A 21682-nucleotide genomic window follows, 5' to 3' on the forward strand; every position below is an offset into this window, starting at 1 on the left:
GTCGAGACCGCTGGTACCGTCAAATAATGCGCGTGCACACCGGGCGACGGCGGAACGACCAGGCCAGGCAGGCGATCCTGACCGCGGCCACCGAACTGCTGGCCGCCGGTGAACCCGTGACGCTCACCGCTATCGCGGGCCGCGCCCGGGTGGGCAAGCAGACGATCTACCGGTGGTGGCCGTCGAAGGGCGCGGTCGTGCTGGAGGCGATGGCCGAACGCGCCCGCGAGACCGCACCGGCCGCGTCGACCGGTTCGCTCGAGGGCGACCTCGAGGCGTTCGTCGCCGCCACGTTCGCGGCGGCGAGCGATCCGGCGTACGCGGCGACGTTGCGCGGGATCGTCGGTGAGGCGTTGCGCGACGAGCATGCCGCGTCGGTGCTCGCCGAGTTCACGGCCGACCAGCGCGAGCAGGTGTACCTCGTCGTCGAGCGGTGGCTGCCCGAGGTCGCGGAGGTGGCCGCCGACCTCGCCGTCGACCAGATCCACGGCGTCCTCTGGTACCGCCTGCTGATCGGACACGCCCCCGTCGAGGCCGACACGGGCGGGCAGCTCGCCCGCGACATCGCCGCCCAACTGCGGCGCTCGACGTCCGGAACGCAGGCCAAGCGGGCCTGAATGACGATCTCGGCGGACTGAGTGCGGGTCTCGGCGGGGAGGGGCGAGAGTCAGGGGCGGGCCGGGTCGAGGACGAAGTCGACGAGCTGGTCGGCGAAGCCGTCGAGCCGGGCGTGCACCGTGTCGGCCAGATGGTCCGGAGTGGACAGGATGTGCGCGATGACCCCGCCGCCCAGCGTGTCGAGCAGCAACGTGACGGACGTGTCGGCGTCGATGTCGCCGCGCCGGATGCCCCGGCGCACCATCGCGCGGGCCGCGGTCACCTGGGCCTGGCGGAGTTGATCGCAGCGCCGCGCCAGGCCCGGGATTATCGGCGCCTCGAGCATCATCCGCAGCGCGGCCTGCCTGCTGGGCCCCGAGTACAGCTCGACCAGTTGGCGGGCCAGCGCGACGAGATCGCCGCGCAGCGTCCCGGTGTCGGCGTCGACGACCGGGGTGACGTGCGTGGCGAGCGCACTGAGCAGCAGCTGTTCCTTCGTCTGCCAGCGCAGGTAGATCGACGCCTTACCCACGCCGGCATGCCGCGCCACCGATTCGACGCTGAACCCGGCCCAGCCTGCCTCGCCGAACACCGCGACCGCGGCCAGTGCGATCCGCCGGTCGACCTCCGGGTCCCGCGGCCGGCCCGTCGTGGCGTGCGTCATCGGTTCTTCCCTATCGGTTCTTCCACTGTGGAGGCCGCTTCTGTGTGAAGGCCATGATGCCCTCCATGGTGTCCTCGGCGACGAGCAGATGGTCCATGACCCGGGACGGGTGGTTCACCGCCTCGACCGGATCGGCGATGTGCGCGGTCTCGCCCATGAACTGCAGCGACGCGCGCACCGACGTCGGCGATCCGGCGAGGACCTCCTCGGCGAGCTTGCGGGCCCCGTCCATCGCGGTGCCGGCCGGCACGACCCGGTTGACGAGACCGTGGGAGGCGGCCTCGTCGGCGTCGATGCGCCTGCCCGTCAGGATCATCTCGTTGGCGAGCTTCGGCGGTACCGCCCGCGGCAGCCGCACCAATCCGCCGGCCGCGGCGATGAGCCCGACCTTGACCTCGCTGAGCGCGAACCGGGCGTTCTCGTCGGCGACGATCAGGTGGCAGGCGAGCGCGATCTCGAGTCCGCCGCCCATGGCGTAGCCGTTGACCGCGGCGATCACCGGCTTCGGCAGGTGCTCGCGGCTGGTCAAACCGGCGAAACCGTTCTTCGGTGTCCACGGCAGACCGCCCGAGGCGGTGTGACTCAGATCGTTGCCCGCCGAGAATGCCTTGTCGCCGGCGCCGGTCAGGATCGCCACCCACAGCTCGGGGTCGGCGAAGTAGGCGTCGAAGATCTCGTCGAGCTCGGCGTTCGCCTCCGGGTGCAGGCTGTTGCGCGCGTCGGGACGGTTGATCGTCACCTCGAGGACGTGGCCGTCGCGGCGGACGAGCACGTGCTCGTAGGCCTCGCGCAGCGCGGGCGGGCGCGGCGGATGGAACTCGGCCATCCGCTCCGCGGTGAGCGTGACCCGGTTGCCGTAGCCGAACGAGCGCGCGAACACCCGCGTGCCGACGGGATCGCCGGTCGCCAGCAGTTCCAGCAGCTCGTCGTCGCCGCGTTCGGTGTTGGCCACGAACCGGCTGCCGTCGGACTCCAGCCGTCCGATCACGACTCCGCGCCGGGACCCGGACCGTTCATACAGCACGGTGGCGGTCTCGATCGTCGCCCACCCGTCGGCGTATCGCGTGCGCCCCGGCACCTCGGCAGCGTCCAGTGTGGACTGCACGCGCCCGCTGTCGTCCGGTCGCCACGGTGTAGGAGTCGTCGAGTACACGCCGACGGAGTACTTGCTGAGCATGCCGCCGTTGGCGCCCACCAACGCGTAGCCGCCCGGTGCGGACCGCAGCACGGCCACGGCCTCGGCGACGGCGTGCATCGAGTAGTTGTTGCCCGCGCCGCCGAAGAACGGCAGGCCGCCGGTGAGGGTGAGTCCGCGCGGATCGTCGGGCGCCAGGCCGAGGCCGTCGCACACCGCGAACACGGCGATCGGGAAACAGCTGTAGAGGTCGAACGCGGTGATGTCGTCGAGGTCGAGCCCGGCGACGTCGAGGGCGTGCCGCACCGCGGCCACCGCCGCCGGGTAGGCCGACAGGTCCGGGCGGTCGAGGAGCTCGCGTTCGCGCAGATCGGCGTGCCCGTGCAGGAACACCCACCGGTCCTCGGCAACGCCGAGTCGCCGCGCCGCGCCGACCGACATCATCAGCACCGCCGCGCCCTGGTTCACCTTGTCGCGCGAGACGACGAAGCGCGGATACGGATCGGCGATGAGTCGGTTCGACTCGGTCACCGTGGTCAGCTCCTCGGCGGAGCGCTGCACGGGGGCCGCGGCGTACGGGTTGCGCGCGGCCACCGACGTGAACGGCGCGAACAACGTGCCCATCGCGCGGGCGTACTCCGCGCGCGAGGCTCCCAGCCCCGCGCGCCGCGCGTTCTCGAACAGGGCGTACTGGCTGGGCGGGTCGGCGAGTCCGGCGGCCAGCAGCTCCCGCGTCATCAACCCCTGCAGACCGCGGCCGCGGTCCTCGAGCTGCCCGCCGACGTGCTCGGTGAAATCGGGTTGGTCGGCCGAGCCTGCGAGGTGCTGGGCCGTGGAGATCGCCTCGGACCCGATCAGCAGCGCCACCTCCGCGTCGCCGGCGGCGATCGTCGCGGCGAACTCGTTCACCAGGTGCTGCGGACCCTGCCCACCGACGACCTCGAGCACCGCGCGCCGGGGATCGGCACCGAGTCGGCCCGCCACCGCACGCGGGAAGTTGTCCGCGCTGCCCAGCGGCGGGAACGCACCGGGCGTGGAGTGCTCGAACTGGCGGATCCCGGCGACCGTGTCGATCGCGCCGGCAACGTCACGGTCGCCGGCTCCGCTGTCGATGAGGGCGGCCCGGGCGGCCTCGGCGGCCAGGTCCACGGCCGAGAGTGCGCGGTAGTCGGCGTCGTCGATGCGTTCGGCGGACTGGCCCACGCCGACGAGGACGGGGGTCCGCGGATCGAGGTCGGAGCTGTGGGTGGTCATGCGGTGCTCCCCGTGTGCGCGGTGGCCGGGCCTGCGAGGCGGACCCTGGCTCCTGCGGTCCGTTCGTCCCAGGTGAGGCGGCCCTGGCGGACGAGGTGGTCGACGTGCGACTCGGTCTCCGACAGGGCGCTCAGCCGCATCCGGCCGATCTCCGACCACGGCCGGGACCAGCTCAGGTGCTGGGCGATCTCCCACGGCGTCGGCGCGCCCAACCGGGCCACGACGTCCACGAGCTCCTGGCACCGCCGCTCGTGGTGCTCGGCGAGGATCCGGGTGCGCTGGCCGAGGCCCCGGAAGCGGTACTCGTGGGCGGGCAACGCGTCGTGGTCGTCGAACTCGCCGGTGCGCTCGAGCGAGGAGAAGAAGTCGGCGAGGGGAGTGCCCGTCCCGCCCGGGTAGAGACCCACGTTCGGCGTGATGCGCGGTAGCACGTGATCGCCGGTGAGCAGCAGCCGTTCGTCGACGGCCTGCACGCACAGGTGGCCGGGGGTGTGGCCCGGCGTCCACACCGCGCGCAGCGTCCGGCCGCGCAACGGGACGAGGTCGCCGTCCTCGAGCAGCACATCCGGATCGGCCATCCCGGCGGACTCGGGCGTGCGCGCGTCCAGGGGGCCGCCGAGCGCCTCGGCGTCCTCGTCGGAGGCGCCGCGGTGTCGCAGCCACGCCGTGATCGTGCGGTGCGAGCCGGCGATCCGCGTCGTCCGCTGCGGCAGGGTGTCCCGTTCGGCGGGGTGCATGGCGATCCACGCGCCGGACTCCTCGCGCAGTCGCGCCGACAGTCCGTGGTGGTCGGGGTGGACGTGGGTGGCGAGGATGCCGTGGATGTCCGCGGCCGTCGCCCCGGCCTCGGCCAGTCCCGCCTGCAGCGCCTCCCAGCCCTCCGGGGAGTTCCAGCCGGGGTCCACCACGAGCAGACCGTCGTCCGAGGTCAGCAGGTAGCAGAGCGTGTAGCGCAGCGGGTTGTGCGGGATGGGCACCGGCACCGACCAGATCCCGCCGCCGATCTTCTCGACAGGTGGCAGCAGTCGTTCCTGCCACGCGCTCCACTGGGCGGTGCCGAGGATCGTGATGCCCTCCGGCGCTGTCCCGCTGGGCGGCTCGTTCGGTTCCGTCAACCCTGACTCCCCGGCTTTTCTAGACGGCCATCGTCCACAACTGCTGGGGTGAACATATCCCGACGAGGCGTGCGACCTCAACACGTAGCGAACACGACGCCGGGGACACTGGAGGTATGTCCGCACCCGTGAACGACGGCCCCGACGGCCCCGACGGCACTGCCGGCGCCGGTGATATCGACACCGCCGCCGGTGCCGAGTCGGGGTTCCTCGAGCGCAGGCTCCGCCTGGTGGTCGGCTGGGTCCTGACCGTCGGCGGCCTGCTGGGGACGGCGTCGGCCTTCGTGCTGACGCTCGAGCGGCTGGCGCTGGCGGAGGACCCGACCTACCGGCCGAGCTGCACGCTCGACGCCACCGTCTCCTGCACCTCGGTGATGCAGAGCGCCCAGGCCGCGGCGTTCGGCTTCCCCAATCCGCTGCTGGGCATCGCCGCGTTCCCGGTCGTGGTGACCGTGGGCGTGGCGCTGCTGGCCGGCGCCCGGCTGCCGCGGTGGTTCTGGCTCGGCATGCAGGCCGGCGCTGTTCGGGGTCGGGTTCGTGCACTGGCTGATGACGCAGAGCCTGTACGAGATCGGCGCGCTGTGCCCGTACTGCCTGGTGGTGTGGGCCGCGATGATCCCGGTCTTCTGGTACACGACCGTGCACAACGTCGCCGCCGGCCACCTGCCCGGTGTGGCGGCCCGGCCGGTGCACCGGCACGTGTGGGGACTGGCGTTGTGGCTCGCGCTCGTCACGTTCCTCGTGGTGCAGCGGTTCTGGACCTACTTCTCCGGGCTGCTGTGACCGACCCGGACGCTGCAGGCGACCCGGACGCCGACCGGGCGCGGTGGAACGGACGCTATCGCGACAGGGAGCCCTCGTTCGCACCGCACCCGCTGCTCGACCGCATCGCCGACGTTGCGGGTGAGCTGCCCGCCGGTCCGGTGCTCGAACTCGCGTGCGGCCCGTCGGGCAGCGCGCTGGCCCTGGCCGCAGGTGGCCGCGACGTGACCGCCGTCGACGTCTCCGACGTGGCCCTGGAGCAGCTGCGGGCCGAGGCCGAACGCCGCGGCCTGGGCGCGCGGATCACGTGCGTCCGCGCCGACGCGTGCGAGGCCCTCGAGACGGTCGAAGCGGGTGGCGCGGGCTGGGCGTGCGTGCTGTCGACGTTGTTCTGGGACCCCGGCGCCTTCGCCGCCGCGGCCGACGCGGTGACGCCCGGCGGGGTGCTGGCCTGGGAGGCGTTGCGCCTGCCCGGCGGCGCCGCGCCGCACCCGTACCGGATTCCGCACGGCACCCTCGCCGAGCGGCTGCCCGCCGGATTCACCGTGCTGGAGCAGCAGGCGACCGAGACGACGACGGGGGTGCTCGCGCGGCGCGCCCCGTGACGCCGCTGGGTCCGGCCGGTGGGGCTGGGTCCGGCCGTGGGGTTCAGTCGCGGAGCTTGGTGCGCAGCCGGGTGAGGTCGTCGGCGCCGAAGCCGTGGTCGTCGAGGTAGGTGTGCACACCGCCGTGCCGCCTGTCGACCTCGGCCAGGAACTGGTCCATCGACGCGGCGTGCGGGCGGTGCTCGTCGATCGTCTTGCGGTCGATGTCGTCGCGGTAGGTGTGCGTGCCGCGCAGCCGCCGGATGATCGCCTCGATCCGCTCGGCGGTCGCCGCGTAGTCGGCGGCAATCGTGGCCCGGTCGACGCCGGCCACCTCCAGCGCGAACGCCGTCACCACGCCGGTGCGGTCCTTGCCCGCCGCACAGTGGACGAGCGCCGTGCCCGGGGCGTCGGCGATGGCGCGCAGCGCGCCGACGATGCTGTCCGGCCGCAACGCCACGTACCCGAGATAGTGCGCCACCATGCGGCCCAGCTCGTCGTCACTGCCGTTCTCGCCGTTGCCGCTCGCGCTGTTGTGGGCGGCGTCGCGGAGCCGGTCGCGGGTCAGCAGTGCGTCGCCGCCGGACTCGGGCAGCAGCGAATGGTGCACGTGCCGCACCGTCTCGTAGGCCCGCAGCGGCCCCGGCCCCTCGGACTCGATCTCGAACGCCGTGCGCAGGTCCACCACGGTGTCCAGGCCGACCGTCTCGACGAGCAGGGCGATGTCGGCGGGGGAGAGGTCCTGCAGGTTGTCGGCGCGCAGCAGACGGCCGCGCGCGGTCGCGGCGCCGTCGGTCGTGGGGAGACTGCGACGTCGCGGATGTTGACCGCGCCGTCGAGGGACAGCCAGAGCGGGGTGGTGCTGGTCAGGTCCGTCACGTCGGCCAGTCTTCCAGAACTGCGCCCGCCGGTCACCCGACCACGATCCGCGGCCGGCCCGTCACCCGAACGTCCCCACGGACGTTCCGGGTGCCGGACAAGCGACATTGACTGCCGCGTATCGGGCACGGCAGTCTCACGGGGACGTCTCGGTTCAAGGAGGAGCCGTTATGTACCCGGGCACTTTCGCCGCCACGACACCGGACAAGCCCGCCGTGATCATGGCCGGCTCCGGTGAGAAGTTGACCTATGCGCAGCTCGAGGACCATTCGGTCCGCCTCGCGAACGCGTTACGCGACAAGGGATTCCGGACCGGCGACACTGTCGCGCTCCTCAGTGACAACCACCTGCGCGCCTACGAGGTCTACTGGGCCGCCGTGCGCTCGGGCCTCTACATCACCGCCGTCAACAGCCACCTCACCGCCGAGGAGATCGCCTACATCGTCACCGACTCCGGGGCGAAGGCCCTCGTCGTCTCCGCCTCGCTCGGTTCCCTCGTCACCGACGTCGCCGACCTCGTCGACGTGCCGGTGCGGCTCGCCTACGGCGGGCCGGTCCCCGGGTACGACGACTACGACACCGTGCTGTCCGAGGCCTCGCCCGAACGTCCGGCCCACCAACCGGCCGGGGCGGACCTGCTCTACTCGTCGGGCACCACGGGCCGGCCGAAGGGCATCAAGATCACCCTGCCCGAACGGCAGATCGGCGAGCCGGGCAACCCGTTGTTGCCGCTCACGCAATTGATGTACGGCTTCGACGAGTCCATGACGTACCTGTCGCCGGCACCGGTGTATCACGCCGCGCCGCTGCGGTACGGCGCGTGTGTGCACGCCGTCGGCGGCACGCTCGTGATGATGGAGAAGTTCGACGCCGAGGCGGCACTGCAGGCCATCGCGACCTACGGCGTCACGCACAGCCAATGGGTGCCGACGATGTTCGTGCGCATGTTGAAACTGCCCGACGAGGTGCGCACCCGCTACGACCTGTCGACCCATCGCGTCGCGGTGCACGCCGCCGCGCCGTGTCCGGTCGAGGTGAAGCAGGCGATGATCGACTGGTGGGGGCCGATCCTCTACGAGTACTACGCCTCCACCGAGGGCGCCGGGATCACGTTCATCTCCCCGCAGGAATGGCTCGAACGGCCCGGGTCCGTCGGCCGCGCCGGTCTCGGGATCGTGCGGATCTGCGACGACGAGGGCACCGAACTGCCGGCGGGGCAGATCGGCACCGTCTACTTCGAACGCGAGGAGGTCTCCTTCACGTATCACAACGAACCGGAGAAGACCCGTTCCGCGCAGCACCCCGAGCATCCCAACTGGGCCACCAGCGGCGACGTCGGCTACCTCGATGCCGACGGCTATCTGTTCCTCACCGACCGCAAGGCCTTCATGATCATCTCGGGCGGGGTGAACATCTACCCGCAGGAGGTGGAGGATGTCCTGGCCCTGCACCCGGCCGTCGCCGACGTCGCCGTCATCGGGGTACCCGACGACGAGATGGGTCAACAGGTGAAGGCCGTCGTCGAACCGTCGTCCACAGTGGAGGCCGGGCCCGAGCTGGCCGACGAGATCCTGGCGTACGTGCGCGAACGCATCGCCCACTACAAGGCGCCGCAGAGCGTCGACTTCGTCGACGAACTTCCGCGCACCCCCACGGGAAAGCTCGTCAAGCACCGACTCGTCGAACGCTATGCCGCCGCGACGGCCTGAAGGGAAGTTCACCGTGCCCGAATCCGCCGATGACAGCGTTCTCGGTGACGACAGCGTGCTGGTCGACCGCGCCGACGCCGTCACGACGATCACCCTCAACCGGCCCCGGCGCAAGAACGCCATCGACCCGGACACGTGGGGCGTGCTGGCCCAGGCTCTGCGCGACGCCGACGCCGACCCGGACACCCGCGTGATCGTGCTGACCGGAGCCGGCGGCGACTTCTGCGCCGGGGCCGACCTGGCGGCCGGCGCGGCGCGGGCGGAAACGCATCCGTTGCGGCGCATGCACTACGTCAACCGCACCGCGATCACGCTGCACGAGTTGGAGACTCCGACCATCGCCAAGGTCGACGGGGTGGCCGTCGGCGCCGGCTGGAATCTCGCGCTGGGCTGCGATCTCGTCGCCGCCTCCGACCGCGCGCGCTTCAGTCAGATCTTCGTCCACCGTGGACTGTCGCTCGATTTCGGCGGCTCGTGGCTGCTGCCCAAGCTGGTCGGCCTGCAACAGGCCAAGCGCATCGCCCTGCTGGGCGACTTCGTCGACGCCGGGGAGGCGGAGCGGCTCGGCCTGGTCACCTGGGTCCGGCCCGCCGACGAACTCGACGGATTCGTCACCGACACCGCGAAACGGCTCGCCGCCGGCCCGCCCGTGGCGTTGGCGCAGACGAAGGCGCTGCTGAACGAGGGAGGTGACGCGACGCTGCGCGAGGCGCTCGAGAACGAGGCCCGCGCCCAGGCCGTCAACTTCGCCACCAAGGACACCCAGGCCGCGGTCGAGGCGTTCCTCGGCAAGACCGAGCCGACCTTCACCGGCGAATGGGCAGGCTCGTGACGTTTGCCAGGGCGCGACACGGGTAGGACTCCTGGTGTCCCACGGCAAGGAGGTGTGGTGATGCCCGGACGTCAGGAACTTCCCGACACGGTCCGCCGGTCGCCGGAGAAGGCGCAGCGCACGTGGATCAAGGCACACGACTCGGCCGTCGAGGAGTACGGCGAGGGTCGGCGTGCCCATCAGACGGCGTTCGCCGCGCTGAAACGCGGTTACGAGAAGGTCGGCGATCGGTGGAAACCCAAGCAGGCCACCGGCCCGTCCGACATGCAGGCGGCCAAGGGCGGAGCGCGCCAGTCCCGGCAGTACTCCACGGCAGGCGGCGTCGACGCGAACGCCGGCAAGCAGCACCTGTACGAACGAGCCAAGGAACTCGGCATCAGCGGCCGCTCGAGGATGACGAAGAGCGAACTCGTGGACGCCCTGCAGGCCGAGAGCGGGCGCCGCACCCGGTCGCGCTCCCGGTGACGCGCGAGGTGAGGCGTATAGGGCGGGCCGGACTCGCGGCGCGTCAGGTCTTCTTCGCCCGGCTCGGCGCCACGCGCGGCGGCTCACCGGGCTGCTTCGGGTAGACCGGCGGCCACGGGGCGTCCATCATCCCCGACGCCAGATCCCGCTGCGACATCTCCAGCAGCGGCTCCAGCGACTGCGGCCGCTCGCCGGCACCCGCCCACGGGTCGCCGCGTTCGGCCAGGCGGGCCGGCACCGTCGCCACGGTCACGCCCGCGGATCGACGTCGTCGAGCTCATCCCAGGCGATCGGCGTCGACACCCGTGCGTCGGCGACCGGGCGGACGCACCACGCGCCGAACACGGTGCGGTGCGGGGCGTTCTGGTTGAAGTCGACGAACACCCGGGTGCCGCGTTCCTCCTTCCACCACTGCGCGGTGATCGAGGTCGGATGCCGGCGTTCCAACTCGCGCGCCAGCGCCACCGCCGCGGCGCGCACCGCGTAGCTGTCCCACCGCGGCTCCAACCGCACGTACACGTGCAGTCCACGCGAACCGGTGGTCTTGACGAGCGCCTCGATATCCAGTTCGGCCAGCAGTTCCTTCGTGCGCCACGCCGCGTCCCGCACCTGCCCGAACGTGACGCCGGGGGACGGGTCCAGGTCGATCCGCAGCTCGTCGGCGAGCTCCGGCGTGTCGGCGTGGTAGGGCCACACGTGGAAACCCAGACAGCCCAGGTTCACCGCCCACAGCACGTGCGCCAGATCCGCCGCCACGAGGGCGTCGCTGGTCGTGCCGTTCGGCGTCGAGACCACCGTCGTCGTCAGCCAGTCGGGCACCGAGGCGGGGACCCTTTTCTGGAACCACGATTTCCCGAGCGCTCCGTTGGGGTAGCGCTCCATGAGCAACGGCCGGCCGCCGAGGGTCGCCAGCAGCGGCTGCGCGACGGCCTCGTAGTAGCGCACCAGGTCGAGCTTGGTCTCGCCGCGCTCGGGGAAGAACACCTTGTCCGGGCTCGAGATCGACACCTCCGTGCCGCCCGCGTCGAGCACCACCGCGTCGCTCATGTCGACGGCCCCGCCGGGGCCGGGCGCGACACCTCGGCGAACAGGGCGGCCAGTTCGGCAGGCGGCACCTGCTCGAGCTGGGCGTACGTGCACGAATCGGGTGTCCGGTCGGGGCGGAACCGCACGAGCCGGCCGCCGTGCCGGAACCGCCACGCCTGCAGATGCTCGTAGCGCACCTCGGCCACCAGCTCGATCCGCAGCGGCTCCCACGACAGGTCCTTGCCCGCGCTCCACCGGCTCTCCGCGCCCGGCATGCGCCCTCCGCCCGCCGTGTGCGCGGCCTGATCGGCCCACTCGCGCCACGGATGCTCGTCCAGCGCGTCGACGCGCAGTGGCTCCAGCTCGTCGGCCAGCTCCCGGCGCCGGGCCGCGGTGAAGCTGCTCGCGACCCCGACGTGGTGCAGCGTGCCCGCGTCGTCGTACAACCCGAGCAGCAGCGAACCGACGCCCTGGCCGTCCTTGTGCCACCGGAACCCGGCGACGACGCAGTCGGCCGTGCGCTCGTGCTTGACCTTGCGCATGGTCCGCTTGTCCTGGCGGTACGGATCGTCGGCCGCCTTGACCATCACGCCGTCGAACCCGGCGCCCTCGAAGCGGGTGAACCAGTCGGCGGCGACGTCGGCGTCGTCGGTGAGCGGGGTGACGTGCACGCGGGCCTGCGCCGTGTCGAGGATGTCCGCCAACCGCGCGCGCCGCGCGGCGAAGGGCTCCTCGGTCAGATCGTCGTCACCGAGGGCCAGCAGGTCGAACGCGACGAACCCGGCCGGCGTCTCGGCGGCGAGCTTGCGCACCCGCGAGTCGGCCGGGTGCAGGCGTTGCTGCAGCGCGTCGAAATCGAGACCAGCGGACCCGACGATGACGATCTCGCCGTCCACCACGCACCGCGGCGGCAGCACGGCGGCCAGCTGCTCGACGAGCTCGGGGAAGTAGCGGGTCAGCGGCCGGTCGTTGCGCGAACCCAGCTCGATCTCGTCGCCGTCGCGGAACACGATGCACCGGAACCCGTCCCACTTCGGCTCGTAGCGCAGCCCGGGTTCACGCGGAAGCTCGCGCACGAGCGTGGCGAGCATCGGGCGCACCGGCGGCATCACGGGGAGGTCCACGGACCGATCGTAGGCCTGCCCGGTGCCGCCGGCACGGTTTTCCCGTGGTGGACCGCTCAGCCCTGCTCAGCCGGCCCCGCTCAGCTGGCCCAGGCGAGCAGTGAACCGCGGTTGCCCTCGCGCAGCTGGGCCAGGCCCCGCTCCTCGAGCGACCGGACCCGCTTGCGGGTGAGCCCGAGGCGACGCGCGATGTCGGGGACGGTGTGCGGTTCGCCGTCGGTGAGGCCGTAGCGCAGGGCCAGCACGGTCGCCTCCTGCGCGGGCAGCGTCTCGAGGGCGGCGTTGAGCTCGCCGACCATCGCCGAGTGCTCCAACGACTCGCCGACGCCCGGCACGGACCCGGCGGTGACGAGATCGCCCAGGGTCAGCTCGCCGTCCTCGTCGACCGGGACGTCGAGGCTCGCGGTGGTCTGCCCCGCCTGACGCAGCGCCAGCACGCGGTCCACCGGCATGTCCGCCGCGGCCGCCAACTCCTCGATCGACAGCGAGTGCCGACCCTGCGACTCGAGCGTGCGCTGCAGCCGGTCGAGCTTGTTGATCTGCTCGGCGGTGTGCATCGGCAGCCGGATCGTGCCGCTGAAGAAGGCGTTGCCGCGCTGGATGGCCTGCCGGATCCACCACATCGCGTAGGTCGAGAACTTGAAGCCCTTGGCGTAGTCGAACTTCTCGACCGCGTGGATCAGGCCGAGGTTGCCCTCCTGCACGGCGTCGAGCAGCGACAGGTTCGTGTTGCGGTTCTTGCGCGCGGCCGTGACCACCAGCCGCAGGTTCGCCCGCACCATGTGGTCCTTCGCGCACTCGCCGTCGCCGGCGACGACCTCGAGGTCGCGCCGGTTCGCGGGCAGCGCGGAGGCGTCGGCGCGCCCCTGGTCGACGCGCCGGAGGAGTTCGGCGGCGTAGACGCCTGCCTCGATGCGCTTGGCGAGGTCGATCTCCTGCTCGGCGGTCAGGAGCGGGGTCTTACCGATCTCGTCGAGGTAGACACGGACCAGGTCGGCGTCTGCCCCGTCGGTGCCCGTCGCGCGCGTGCGGCGGGTCGGGGTCTTCGTGGCTTCTGCCAATCGTTGTCACCTCTTTCTGCCCTGACAACGCGCGTCAGCCCGGTGTCATTCCTCCCCGGAACGTGGCGCGGTACACGCTGGGGGAGACGCCGAGCACACTACGGAAGTGCTGGCGCAGCGATGCGCCGGTACCGAATCCGACGTCGGTCGCGATGACGTCGACCGGCCGGTCGGTCTCCTCGAGCAGCCCGCGGGCCCGCTCGAGGCGTTGCCTGGTGATCCATTCGGCCGGTGAGCTGCCCGTTTCCTCGCGGAACCGGCGGGTGAACGTGCGCACGCTCATCGACTCGCGGGCCGCCAGCTCGTGCAACGACAGCGGTCGCCCCAGGTGTTCCAGCGCCCACTGGCGGGCGCGCCCCGTGGACGACACGCCCGGACGGGCGACGGGCTGCGGCACGTACTGCGCCTGCCCTCCCTCGCGGTGCGGCGGCACGACGGTGCGGCGCGCGACGTCGGCCGCCACCGCGGCGCCGTGGTCGCGGCGGATCAGGTGCAGGCACAGGTCGATCCCCGACGCCTCGCCCGCGGACGTCAGCACGTCCCCGTCGTCGGTGTAGAGCACGTCCGGGTTCAGCGCGATGCCGGGGAACCGGGCGCGGAAGTCGTCGGCGGACTGCCAGTGGGTGGTCGCGGTCCGCCCGTCGAGCAGACCGGCCGCGGCCAGCACGAACGCACCGGTGCAGATCGACGCCACCCGGGTGCCCGTGGGCCGCTCGGTGAGTGCCGCGAGCGCCTCGCCAGCCGCGGCGACAGCGTGCCGCCGGCCTCGGGTTCACCCGGGGCGTGCGTGGCAGGGACGACGACCGTGTCGGCGTGCTCGAGGGCCTCCAGGCCGTGGTCGACGTGGATCGGGAAGTCGGCGTCCGTGGGCACCGTGCCGGGCTCCTCGGCGCAGGTCACGACCTCGTACAGCCGCCGCGGCGTCGCGGGCGCTCCGGGTCGACGAGGGTGCGGGCCGCACCGAACAACTGGTGGACCAGGCCGAGTTCCAGCGGCATCACACCCGGGCGTACCAGCACCGCGACGCGGTGGCGGTCTGCGGCGCTGGGCGGTGCCGTGCGGGGCGGTGCCGAACCCGTCATGGCCCGATTCTTTCACATATCGTCTCATCGGCCACTGGACCGGAGAAGTGGACTGCCCGAGGCTCGGGGCATGCATGGTAGAACCGTGCTGTGGGTGCACGCCCATCCCGAACCGAGGTCGCTCGGCGCCACGCTGGCCGCCGAGGGCACGCAGGCGCTCGAGGCCGCCGGCCACAGCGTGCTCGCGTCGGACCTGTACGCCATGCGCTGGAATCCCGTCGTCGAGGCCGCCGACTTCGGACACGACCCCGGCAGCCGGTTGCACGTCGCCGCCGCGTCCCGGCGGGCCTACGAACGCGGGACGTTGAGCGCGGACATCGAGGCCGAACAGGAGAAACTGCGCCGGGCCGACGCAGTCGTCCTGCAGTTCCCGCTGTGGTGGCTGGGTCCGCCGGCCATCCTGAAGGGCTGGCTGGACCGGGTGCTGGTCGCCGGTTTCGGCTACGGCGTCACCGATCCCGACGCCGGCCGGGTCCGGCGCTACGGTGACGGGCTACTGGCCGGCAAACGCGGCCTGATCGTCACCACGATCGGCGCCCGCGAGAGCTCGTTCGGCCCGCGGGGCATCCACGGCGGACTCGAGGACGTGCTGTTCCCGTTGAACCACGGGATGTTCTGGTACACCGGCATGGCCGCGCTGCCGCCGCTGGCGGTGTACGGCGCCGACCGCGCCGGCGAGGCCGAGGTGCGCCGCGCGCGGGAACGACTGCGTCGCCGGCTCGGGGGCCTCATCGACCCCGCCGATCCTGCCGCCGAGTCGGCGTTGCCGTACCGCAGCGAGCACGGCGGCGACTACGACGGCGATCTGGTGCTGCGGCCGGACCTGCGGCCCGGACGCTCGGGCCTGGACATCCACTACCGCGACGCCGGCTAGCCCGAAATGGACCGGTGCTGGTCCGGCCGCCCGCTTTCGTGGATCCCGGGGTGCAGGCCGGCGCGGTCCAGTGCGTCGGCCCTGGCCTGTCCGCTCTGCCAGATGACCACCAGTCCGGTCACCACGTACCTGGCGAAGGCCGGCTCCACCTCGAACGGCAGCCCGGGGTGCCGCACCACGCGCCGATCCCGGCGAGCAGTAGCGTGAGGACCAGTAAGAACAGTGCCAGGGTCACCATTGTGTCTCGTCTCCTTCGGGTTCGTGTCCTACTCCTCGTCCCGTGCACTAGACTCCTCCGAACACTGGACTGGAGTAAGTGCCAATGGAACGAGAAGTGGACCGTTTTCCGCGGGTCGGCGAGCTGACGGCCGTCCTGGGCAACTGGACCGTCGGCGGCGGTCCGCTCTACCGCAAGCTCGCGGACGCGATGGCCGGGGCCGTCGAGGACGGGGCATTGCGAGCAGGACAGCGCCTGCCTCGGAACGGGAACTGGCGAAGGCGCTGGCCGTCAGCCGGTCGACCGTCGTCGCCGCCTACGACGATCTGCACACGCGTGACCTCCTCGAACGGCGGCAGGGCAGCGGTACCCGGATCAGCCGGGCCGCGCGCGCCGCCCGCTCGGACGGCCGGGTGAGCGGCGGCCGGGGCACCGCGACGTTCCAGCGGCTGATCGACGGGCCCGGCTCGGTGATCTCCCTGGCCTGCGCCGCCGACGCGGGGGTGCCCGAGGTGTCCGAGGCCCTCGAGGAGGTCGCCCGCTACGACCTTCCCGGGCTGCTGGCCGATCCGGGTTACCAGACGCGCGGCCTGCCCGCGCTGCGCGAGGAGGTCGCCCGGTACTACACCGACCAGGGCCTGCCGACCTCGGCCGACGAGGTGCTGATCACCACCGGCGCGCACCAGGCGCTCGTGCTGCTGTCGGAGGTGTACCTGCGCGGCGCGTCGAGCGTGGCGGTGGAGGCGCCGAGCTGGCAGCCGTGCATCGACGTCTTCCGCGCCGCCGGCGCCGACCTCGTGTCGGTGCCCCTCGACGACGAGGGCATCGACGACCGGCGGCTCGCCACCGTGCTCGCCGAGCAGCGCCCCTCGTTGCTGTACGTCATGCCGACGTTCCACAACCCGGCCGGCGTGCTGATGTCCGACGCCCGCCGGCGCCGCGTCGCCGAACTCGCCGCGCGCCACGACGTGCCCGTCGTCGAGGACAACGCCTACGCCGGCTGCGTGATGGCGGGCGACAGCGGCCCTAACGGGCTCGACGTGCCGCCGCCGTTGTCGACGTATCTGCCCGCCGGCACCGAGGCGGTCGCGGTGGAGTCGCTCAAATCGGTGTGGGGCGGCCTGCGGATCGGCTGGATCCGCGGCCCCCGCGGGATCGTCGAACGCTGCGCACGCCGCAAGGCGCTCGCCGACCTCAGCGGTCCGTTGATCGAACAGGCCGTGGCGGCCCGGCTGTTCCCGCGGCTGCCCGAGATCGTCAAGAAGGGCGCCGTCGAACGCGCGCAACGCTGCGAGTACGCCGAGCAGATGCTCACCGAGCAGCTGCCCGGGTGGAGCTGGCGCACCCCGGACGGCGGGTCGTCGCTGTGGATCGCGCTGCCCGAGGGCGGGAACTCCGACGTGTTCGCGCAGATCGCGCTGCGCCACGCGTCGAGATCATCCCGGGGTCCACGATGGACCCGACCGGCGCGCACGACAACTACTTCCGCCTGCCGTTCATGCAGGAGCCGGACGTGTTCGACGAGCTCGTGCGGCGACTCGCCGGCGCGTGGAGCGACCTGCTCCGCCACGGCCCCGGTGAGGGCGAGGCCCGCGCCCGCACCATCGTCTGACCGGACCACGAGTTCTGCGTTCAGGACGGCGAGACCTGCGTTCAGGACGGCGAGACCTGCGTTCGGGCGCGCGAGTTCCGCGTTCGGACACCGGGTGTTCGGTCTTCCGTACCGGGCGGCGGGCATCCTGGCACGCGTATCCTGCGGTGGACGCGGTTCGCGGAACCGGTCGCGTGAGGGAGGAGTCGCCCGGTGCCGAAGTTCGCCCGTGCGGGAAGAGCTGTGGGGGCTGCGTTCGCGGTCGGGGGTGCCGCCGGTGGTGCGGTGGTCGCCGCCGACGTGCTGGCCGCGATGGGCGGCCGGCCGCAGCACTATCCGTCGTCGCCGCAGTTCGTCGAAGGGCGATTCCGCAATACCGAACCGCTGCGTTGGCTGCCGCCGGGCAGCGTGCGCGACGCGGCCCGGGACATACTGCGCAGCCGTCGACGGCGCCCGGCGAGCCCGGTGCCGAGCTGCCGTCCGGTGGGCGGCGCCTCGGCGGCGGCGGGTCTGCACGTGACCTGGTTCGGTCACGCCTCGACGCTCGTGGAGATCGACGGAGCGCGGCTGCTCGTCGATCCGATGTGGAGCGACCGCGCGTCCCCGTCGCGGATCGCCGGGCCGCGGCGGCTGCTCGGCCCGCCGTGCGCGCTGCCGGAACTGCCCGAGGTCGACGGGATCGTGTTCTCGCACGATCACTACGACCACCTCGACATGCGCACCGTGCGCGAGCTGACCCGCCTGCAGCGCGCGCCGTTCCTGGTGCCGCTCGGGGTGAGCGCGCACCTGCTGCGGTGGGGCGTACCGCCCGAGCGAATCATCGAACTCGACTGGCACGACTCGGCGCACATCGCGGGCCTGCGGATCACGGCCACGCCCGCCCGGCACTTCTCCGGACGGGGCCTGGTCCGCAACAACACGCTGTGGGCGTCGTGGGTGCTGGCCGGCGGCTCCCGGCGCGTGTTCTACAGCGGCGACACCGGCTACTTCCCCGGTTTCGCCCGCATCGGCCGCGATTACGGGCCGTTCGACGCGACGTTGATGCAACTCGGTGCCTACGCGCCCAGCTGGCCCGACGTCCACATGACACCGGAGGAGGCCGTCGCGGCGCACGTCGACGTCGGTGGTGCCGCGCTCGTGCCCGTGCACTGGGGCACCTTCGACCTCGGCCCGCACGGATGGGCCGAACCCGTCGACCGTGCCCGCAAGGAGGCCGCGGCCCGCGGGGCGCACCTGGTGGTCCCGAAACCGGGGGAGCGCGTCGACCTGGCCACCCCGCCCGACCTCGACCCGTGGTGGGAACCCCTCGGCTGAGCCGTGTCAGCACCCCACGACGCCGTGTCAGCATCTCGCGTCGCCGTGTTGGCACAAGACGGCGACGCAGAATGCCGACACGGCAGGAGATGCGCGCGGGTGCTAGCGTTCGGCCTGTCAACGGTGATCGGCGGCGCGGCGTCCGTGACGGCGCAGCGTCTTTGGGGGTGCGGTGGACAACGACACGGGCGACACGGGCGACACGGGCGCAGCCGGCGCGACCGGCGCACCTGACCCGGCGGTGCGCCGGGTGCGACTGCGGCCGCCGCGGCATCGCGTGCACCGCAAGGCCGTCGGGTGGTGGGCCGCCCAGGGCGTCGTGGCCGGCCTGGTGGTCCTGGTCCCGCTCGTCGTGCTGGCCGTCGTGCTGCCCGAGGCCGCGCGGTTCTGGCTGTCGACCGCCGCGGTCGTGGTCGCCGTCGCCACCGTGGTCGGCGCGGTCCCGCTGCCGCTGTGGTGGTACCGCGTGCACCGCTGGGAGGTCACCGGCGACGCCGTCTACACGCGCACCGGCGCGCTGTGGCAGGAATGGCGCGTCGCCCCGATGTCGCGCATCCAGACCGTCGACAGCGAGCGCGGGCCCCTCGAACAGCTCTTCGGCCTCGCCACCGTCACCGTGACGACCGCGTCCGCGAAGGGGGCGGTGACGATCCCCGGTCTGGACCACCAGCTGGCCGCCGACCTCGTCCGCGAACTCACCGAGACCACGCAGGCCACGCCGGGCGACGCGACATGACCGACCCCGCACCCGCCGACGCCGCCGACCCCGCACCGGAGGACGCCGCACCGGAGGACGCGGCCGTCCCGTGGCGCCGGCTCGACCCGCGGACGGTCGTGGCGAGCGTGCTCACCGTCGCGGGAGTGTGCGTGGCCGGCGGTGTGCCGACGGCCGTCGGTGTCGGCTCGGTGTTCTGGTTGTTCGCCGCGATCGTGCCGGCCGCGGTGGCCGCCGTCCTGGGCGCCGTCGTGGTCGAACGGATCCGGTTGCGCAAGACGCGCTACCGGATCCTCGCCGACCGGGTGGAGCTCGCGAAGGGCATCGTCGTGCGCACCCGCCGTTCGGTGTCGCGTGAACGCATCCGCACGGTCGACCTGACGGCGGGTCCGCTCGCGCGGTTCCTGGGCATCGTCACCGCGAAGATCGACACGGGGGAGCAGGGGTCGGGCACCAGTTCGCTGATGCTCTACGCCGTCGCGCGCGAGGAGGGCGAGCGCCTGCGCGGCGAACTGCTGGACCGTGCGACGGCCCCCGACACCGCCCGCACCGAGGGCAGGCTGGCCACGTTCGACCCGCGGTGGGCACGGTACGCGCCGTTGTCGTTCGTCACCCCGATGTTGGGGGTGGCCGCCTACGGCGCCGTGTTGCAGGCCTCCGAATGGTTCGGCCTGCAGACCGGTGTCGTCTCGTGGGTCATCGACCTGCTGGGCGGTTTCGGTCTCGTCGGCGGCATCGCCGTGGTCGTGGTGTTCGGCGTGCTGATCGGCGTGGTGGGCTCGCTCGCGGTGTTCGTCGAGATGTGGTGGAACTACCGCCTCGACCGGGAGTCCGGGGGCACCCTGCGGGTGCAGCGCGGTCTGCTGACGTCCCGGTCGATCTCGCTCGAGGAGCAGCGGCTGCGCGGCGTCGAACTGGTCGAACCGCTGGGCGTGCGGACGGTGGGCGGGGCGCGCGTCGACGCGGTCGCGACCGGACTCCGCGCCGCCCAGGGCAAGGAGGACCAGGACGACCGCAAGACGTTGCTGCCTGCGGCGCCGCGTGCGGAGGCCGACCGGGTGGCGGCGGTGGTCCTGCAGGAGCAGGCCTCGCCGACGTCGGCGCAGCTGACCGGGCACCCGCGGGCCGCGCGCGGACGGCGGATCCGCTGGTCCCTGGCCGCCGCGGCGGTGCCGGTGCTGACCCTCGCCGTGCTCGGCTGGTTGTTGTCGCTGTCGGTGCTGCTGCACCTGGCGTGGATCAGTGCGCTGCTCGGGGTCCCGATCGCGCTGGCGCTCGCGCTCGACGCCTACCGCAACCTGGGGCACGCCATCAGCGGCGACTACCTCGTCGCGCGCCACGGGACCGTGCGCCGCGGCACGGTGGCGCTGCAGCGGCGCGGCGTGATCGGCTACACCGCGCGGCAGTCGATCTTCCAACGGCGCAAGGGCCTCATGACCCTCACCGCGACGACGGCGGCCGGCGGCGGTGCGTACTCGGTGCACGACGTCGACGCGTCGGAGGGTCTGGTGTTCGCCGAGGACGCCGTACCCGGCCTGTTCGGACCGTTGCTGGAAGGCCGGGACGAGCCGTGACCGGCGGTGCGCGCCGGTCGGCCTTCGGCGCGGAGTTCGACGTGCCTGCCGGCTATCTCAACACCCCGAGCATCGGGATCCCGCCCGTCGCGGTGGCCGATGCCGTCGCCGCGGCTGTGGACCGTTGGCGGGCCGGCGCCGACGATCCGGGCGACTTCACCGCGTACGTCGACGCCTCGCGTGCGTCGTTCGCCCGCATCGTCGGCGTGTCTGCCGACCGGATCGCCGTCGGCGGCACGGTCGCCGGGCTGCTCGCGCCGGTCGCGGCGGGGTTGCCCGGCGGGGCGCGGGTGGTGACCGCCCGCAGCGACTTCACGAGCGTCACGTTCCCGTTCGCGGCGCAGGCCCACCGCGGGGTCACCGTCACCGAGGTGCCGGTGGCGGACCTGCCGGGGGCCGTCGAGGGCCACGACCTGGTGGCGGTGAGCGTGGTCCAGTCCGCCGACGGGGCCATGGTCGACCTCGACGCGCTGCGGACGGCGGCGGCCGAGGCCGGTGCGGCGGTGGTTCTCGACGTCACGCAGGCCGCCGGGTGGTTGCCGCTCGCCGTGGACTGGGCGGACTGGGTCGTCGGCGCCGGGTACAAGTGGCTGCTCACCCCTCGTGGTGCGGCGTGGCTGGCCGTCCATCCGCGGGCGCTCGACCGCGGGCATCCCGTCGCGGCGAACTGGTATGCGGGCGAGGACCCGTGGGACACGGTGTACGGCCTGCCGTTGCGGCTGGCGGCGGGTGCCCGGCGATACGACGCGTCCCCGGCCTGGTTGGCGTTCGTCGGCGCGGCCGCCGCGCTCGACCACCTCGCGTCGCTCGACGTCCGTGCCGTGCACGCCCACTGCACCGGGCTCGCCGACGAGCTGCGCGGGCGGCTCGGCCTGTCGCCGGCCGGCAGCGCGATCGTGTCGCTGGAGACGTCGGTGCCCCGAGAACGCCTCGCCGCGGCGGGCGTCCGCGGCAGCATCCGCGCCGGACGGCTCCGCCTGGGCTGGCACCTGTACAACACCGACGAGGACGTGGATCTGGTGGTTGAGGCCCTGCGCTGACCGTTCATGCACTACCGTCACGGCCCGTGTCAGGACAGCAGCCGAACTTCGCCGGAACGAGTGCACCC

At 72.6% G+C, this 21682-nt stretch carries 18 protein-coding genes and 4 pseudogenes; 13 read left to right on the forward strand and 9 right to left on the reverse strand.

The genetic code is table 11. The annotated features are described in order from the left end of the window. Nucleotides 1-26 precede the first annotated feature (26 nt). Nucleotides 27-617, forward strand: coding sequence for a TetR/AcrR family transcriptional regulator (locus BJF85_RS25595; RefSeq protein WP_075850478.1), 591 nt, complete (start codon nucleotides 27-29; stop codon nucleotides 615-617). 50 nt (nucleotides 618-667) lie between these two features. Here BJF85_RS25595 and BJF85_RS25600 read toward each other — a convergent pair whose 3' ends face one another. From BJF85_RS25600 to BJF85_RS25610, 3 genes are read right to left on the reverse strand one after another with little or no spacing between them, the layout of a single operon-like run. Then, a complete protein-coding gene (locus BJF85_RS25600) occupies nucleotides 668-1261 on the reverse strand; it encodes a TetR/AcrR family transcriptional regulator (RefSeq protein ID WP_075850479.1) in 594 nt (197 codons plus the stop codon). Between the two features lie 10 nt (nucleotides 1262-1271). Beyond that, complete coding sequence (locus BJF85_RS25605; RefSeq protein WP_075850480.1) at nucleotides 1272-3650, reverse strand: acetyl-CoA acetyltransferase; 2379 nt, start codon at nucleotides 3648-3650, stop codon at nucleotides 1272-1274. Next, nucleotides 3647-4765, reverse strand: a complete 1119-nt coding sequence (locus BJF85_RS25610) for an MBL fold metallo-hydrolase (protein WP_075850481.1) — start codon at nucleotides 4763-4765, stop codon at nucleotides 3647-3649. Before BJF85_RS25610 ends, BJF85_RS25605 begins: the two co-directional genes overlap by 4 nt. A 116-nt stretch (nucleotides 4766-4881) precedes the next feature. Here BJF85_RS25610 and BJF85_RS25615 point away from each other — a divergent pair. Continuing rightward, a pseudogene (locus BJF85_RS25615) lies at nucleotides 4882-5548 on the forward strand (vitamin K epoxide reductase family protein). Further along, entirely contained in the window at nucleotides 5545-6132 is a 588-nt protein-coding gene (locus BJF85_RS25620; RefSeq protein ID WP_075850482.1) for a cyclopropane-fatty-acyl-phospholipid synthase family protein, read from the forward strand. Before BJF85_RS25615 ends, BJF85_RS25620 begins: the two are co-directional and overlap by 4 nt. Nucleotides 6133-6175: 43 nt before the next feature. On the opposite strand, the gene BJF85_RS25625 is transcribed toward BJF85_RS25620, so the two are convergent. Next, nucleotides 6176-6961, reverse strand: a complete 786-nt coding sequence (locus tag BJF85_RS25625) for a tyrosine-protein phosphatase (RefSeq protein WP_369822303.1) — start codon at nucleotides 6959-6961, stop codon at nucleotides 6176-6178. A 199-nt stretch (nucleotides 6962-7160) separates the two neighbouring features. Here BJF85_RS25625 and BJF85_RS25630 point away from each other — a divergent pair, with 199 nt between their 5' ends. From BJF85_RS25630 to BJF85_RS25640, 3 genes are read left to right on the forward strand one after another with little or no spacing between them, the layout of a single operon-like run. Beyond that, entirely contained in the window at nucleotides 7161-8699 is a 1539-nt protein-coding gene (locus tag BJF85_RS25630; RefSeq protein ID WP_075850483.1) for an acyl-CoA synthetase, read from the forward strand. 13 nt (nucleotides 8700-8712) lie between these two features. Further along, entirely contained in the window at nucleotides 8713-9531 is an 819-nt protein-coding gene (locus tag BJF85_RS25635) for an enoyl-CoA hydratase/isomerase family protein (protein ID WP_075850559.1), read from the forward strand. Between the two features lie 60 nt (nucleotides 9532-9591). After that, a complete protein-coding gene (locus BJF85_RS25640) occupies nucleotides 9592-9996 on the forward strand; it encodes a ChaB family protein (RefSeq protein ID WP_075850561.1) in 405 nt (134 codons plus the stop codon). 43 nt (nucleotides 9997-10039) lie between these two features. Here the strand turns inward: BJF85_RS25640 and ligD are convergent. The 4 genes and pseudogenes from ligD to BJF85_RS25660 form a co-directional block, all read right to left on the reverse strand. Beyond that, nucleotides 10040-11043, reverse strand: a pseudogene (ligD, locus tag BJF85_RS25645) (non-homologous end-joining DNA ligase). Next, on the reverse strand, nucleotides 11040-12146 hold the full coding sequence (locus BJF85_RS25650) for an ATP-dependent DNA ligase (RefSeq protein ID WP_187346972.1): 1107 nt from the start codon (nucleotides 12144-12146) through the stop codon (nucleotides 11040-11042). The pseudogene ligD and the gene BJF85_RS25650 overlap by 4 nt, the downstream one beginning before the upstream one ends. Before the next feature lie 80 nt (nucleotides 12147-12226). After that, nucleotides 12227-13207 (reverse strand): RNA polymerase sigma factor RpoD/SigA, encoded by a 981-nt coding sequence (locus BJF85_RS25655; RefSeq protein WP_075850484.1) that lies wholly within the window; start codon nucleotides 13205-13207, stop codon nucleotides 12227-12229. Nucleotides 13208-13241: 34 nt separating this feature from the next. Beyond that, a pseudogene (locus tag BJF85_RS25660) lies at nucleotides 13242-14289 on the reverse strand (GlxA family transcriptional regulator). Nucleotides 14290-14359: 70 nt separating this feature from the next. Here BJF85_RS25660 and BJF85_RS25665 point away from each other — a divergent pair. Further along, complete coding sequence (locus BJF85_RS25665; RefSeq protein WP_075850485.1) at nucleotides 14360-15163, forward strand: NAD(P)H-dependent oxidoreductase; 804 nt, start codon at nucleotides 14360-14362, stop codon at nucleotides 15161-15163. On the opposite strand, the gene BJF85_RS25670 is transcribed toward BJF85_RS25665, so the two are convergent. Then, entirely contained in the window at nucleotides 15160-15342 is a 183-nt protein-coding gene (locus BJF85_RS25670; protein ID WP_075850486.1) for a hypothetical protein, read from the reverse strand. The two genes, BJF85_RS25665 and BJF85_RS25670, sit on opposite strands and share 4 nt — an antisense overlap. An 82-nt stretch (nucleotides 15343-15424) precedes the next feature. Here BJF85_RS25670 and BJF85_RS31795 point away from each other — a divergent pair. The 6 genes and pseudogenes from BJF85_RS31795 to BJF85_RS25695 all read left to right on the forward strand — a co-directional run. After that, nucleotides 15425-15703: pseudogene (locus BJF85_RS31795) on the forward strand (hypothetical protein); the annotation flags it as partial. Nucleotides 15704-15793: 90 nt separating this feature from the next. Beyond that, complete coding sequence (locus BJF85_RS31800; protein WP_369822304.1) at nucleotides 15794-17491, forward strand: PLP-dependent aminotransferase family protein; 1698 nt, start codon at nucleotides 15794-15796, stop codon at nucleotides 17489-17491. Then, the gene (locus BJF85_RS25680; RefSeq protein WP_369822300.1) at nucleotides 17455-18285 is read left to right on the forward strand and encodes an MBL fold metallo-hydrolase; all 831 of its coding nucleotides are present in this window, start codon (nucleotides 17455-17457) and stop codon (nucleotides 18283-18285) included. The genes BJF85_RS31800 and BJF85_RS25680 overlap by 37 nt, the downstream gene beginning before the upstream one ends. A 250-nt stretch (nucleotides 18286-18535) precedes the next feature. Then, complete coding sequence (locus BJF85_RS25685; protein ID WP_222844678.1) at nucleotides 18536-19021, forward strand: PH domain-containing protein; 486 nt, start codon at nucleotides 18536-18538, stop codon at nucleotides 19019-19021. Then, a complete protein-coding gene (locus BJF85_RS25690) occupies nucleotides 19018-20574 on the forward strand; it encodes a PH domain-containing protein (protein ID WP_075850488.1) in 1557 nt (518 codons plus the stop codon). The genes BJF85_RS25685 and BJF85_RS25690 overlap by 4 nt, the downstream gene beginning before the upstream one ends. Next, complete coding sequence (locus BJF85_RS25695) at nucleotides 20571-21614, forward strand: aminotransferase class V-fold PLP-dependent enzyme (protein WP_075850489.1); 1044 nt, start codon at nucleotides 20571-20573, stop codon at nucleotides 21612-21614. The genes BJF85_RS25690 and BJF85_RS25695 overlap by 4 nt, the downstream gene beginning before the upstream one ends. Nucleotides 21615-21682 lie beyond the last annotated feature (68 nt).

Source organism: Saccharomonospora sp. CUA-673, from assembly GCF_001942305.1.
Lineage (GTDB): Bacteria > Actinomycetota > Actinomycetes > Mycobacteriales > Pseudonocardiaceae > Prauserella.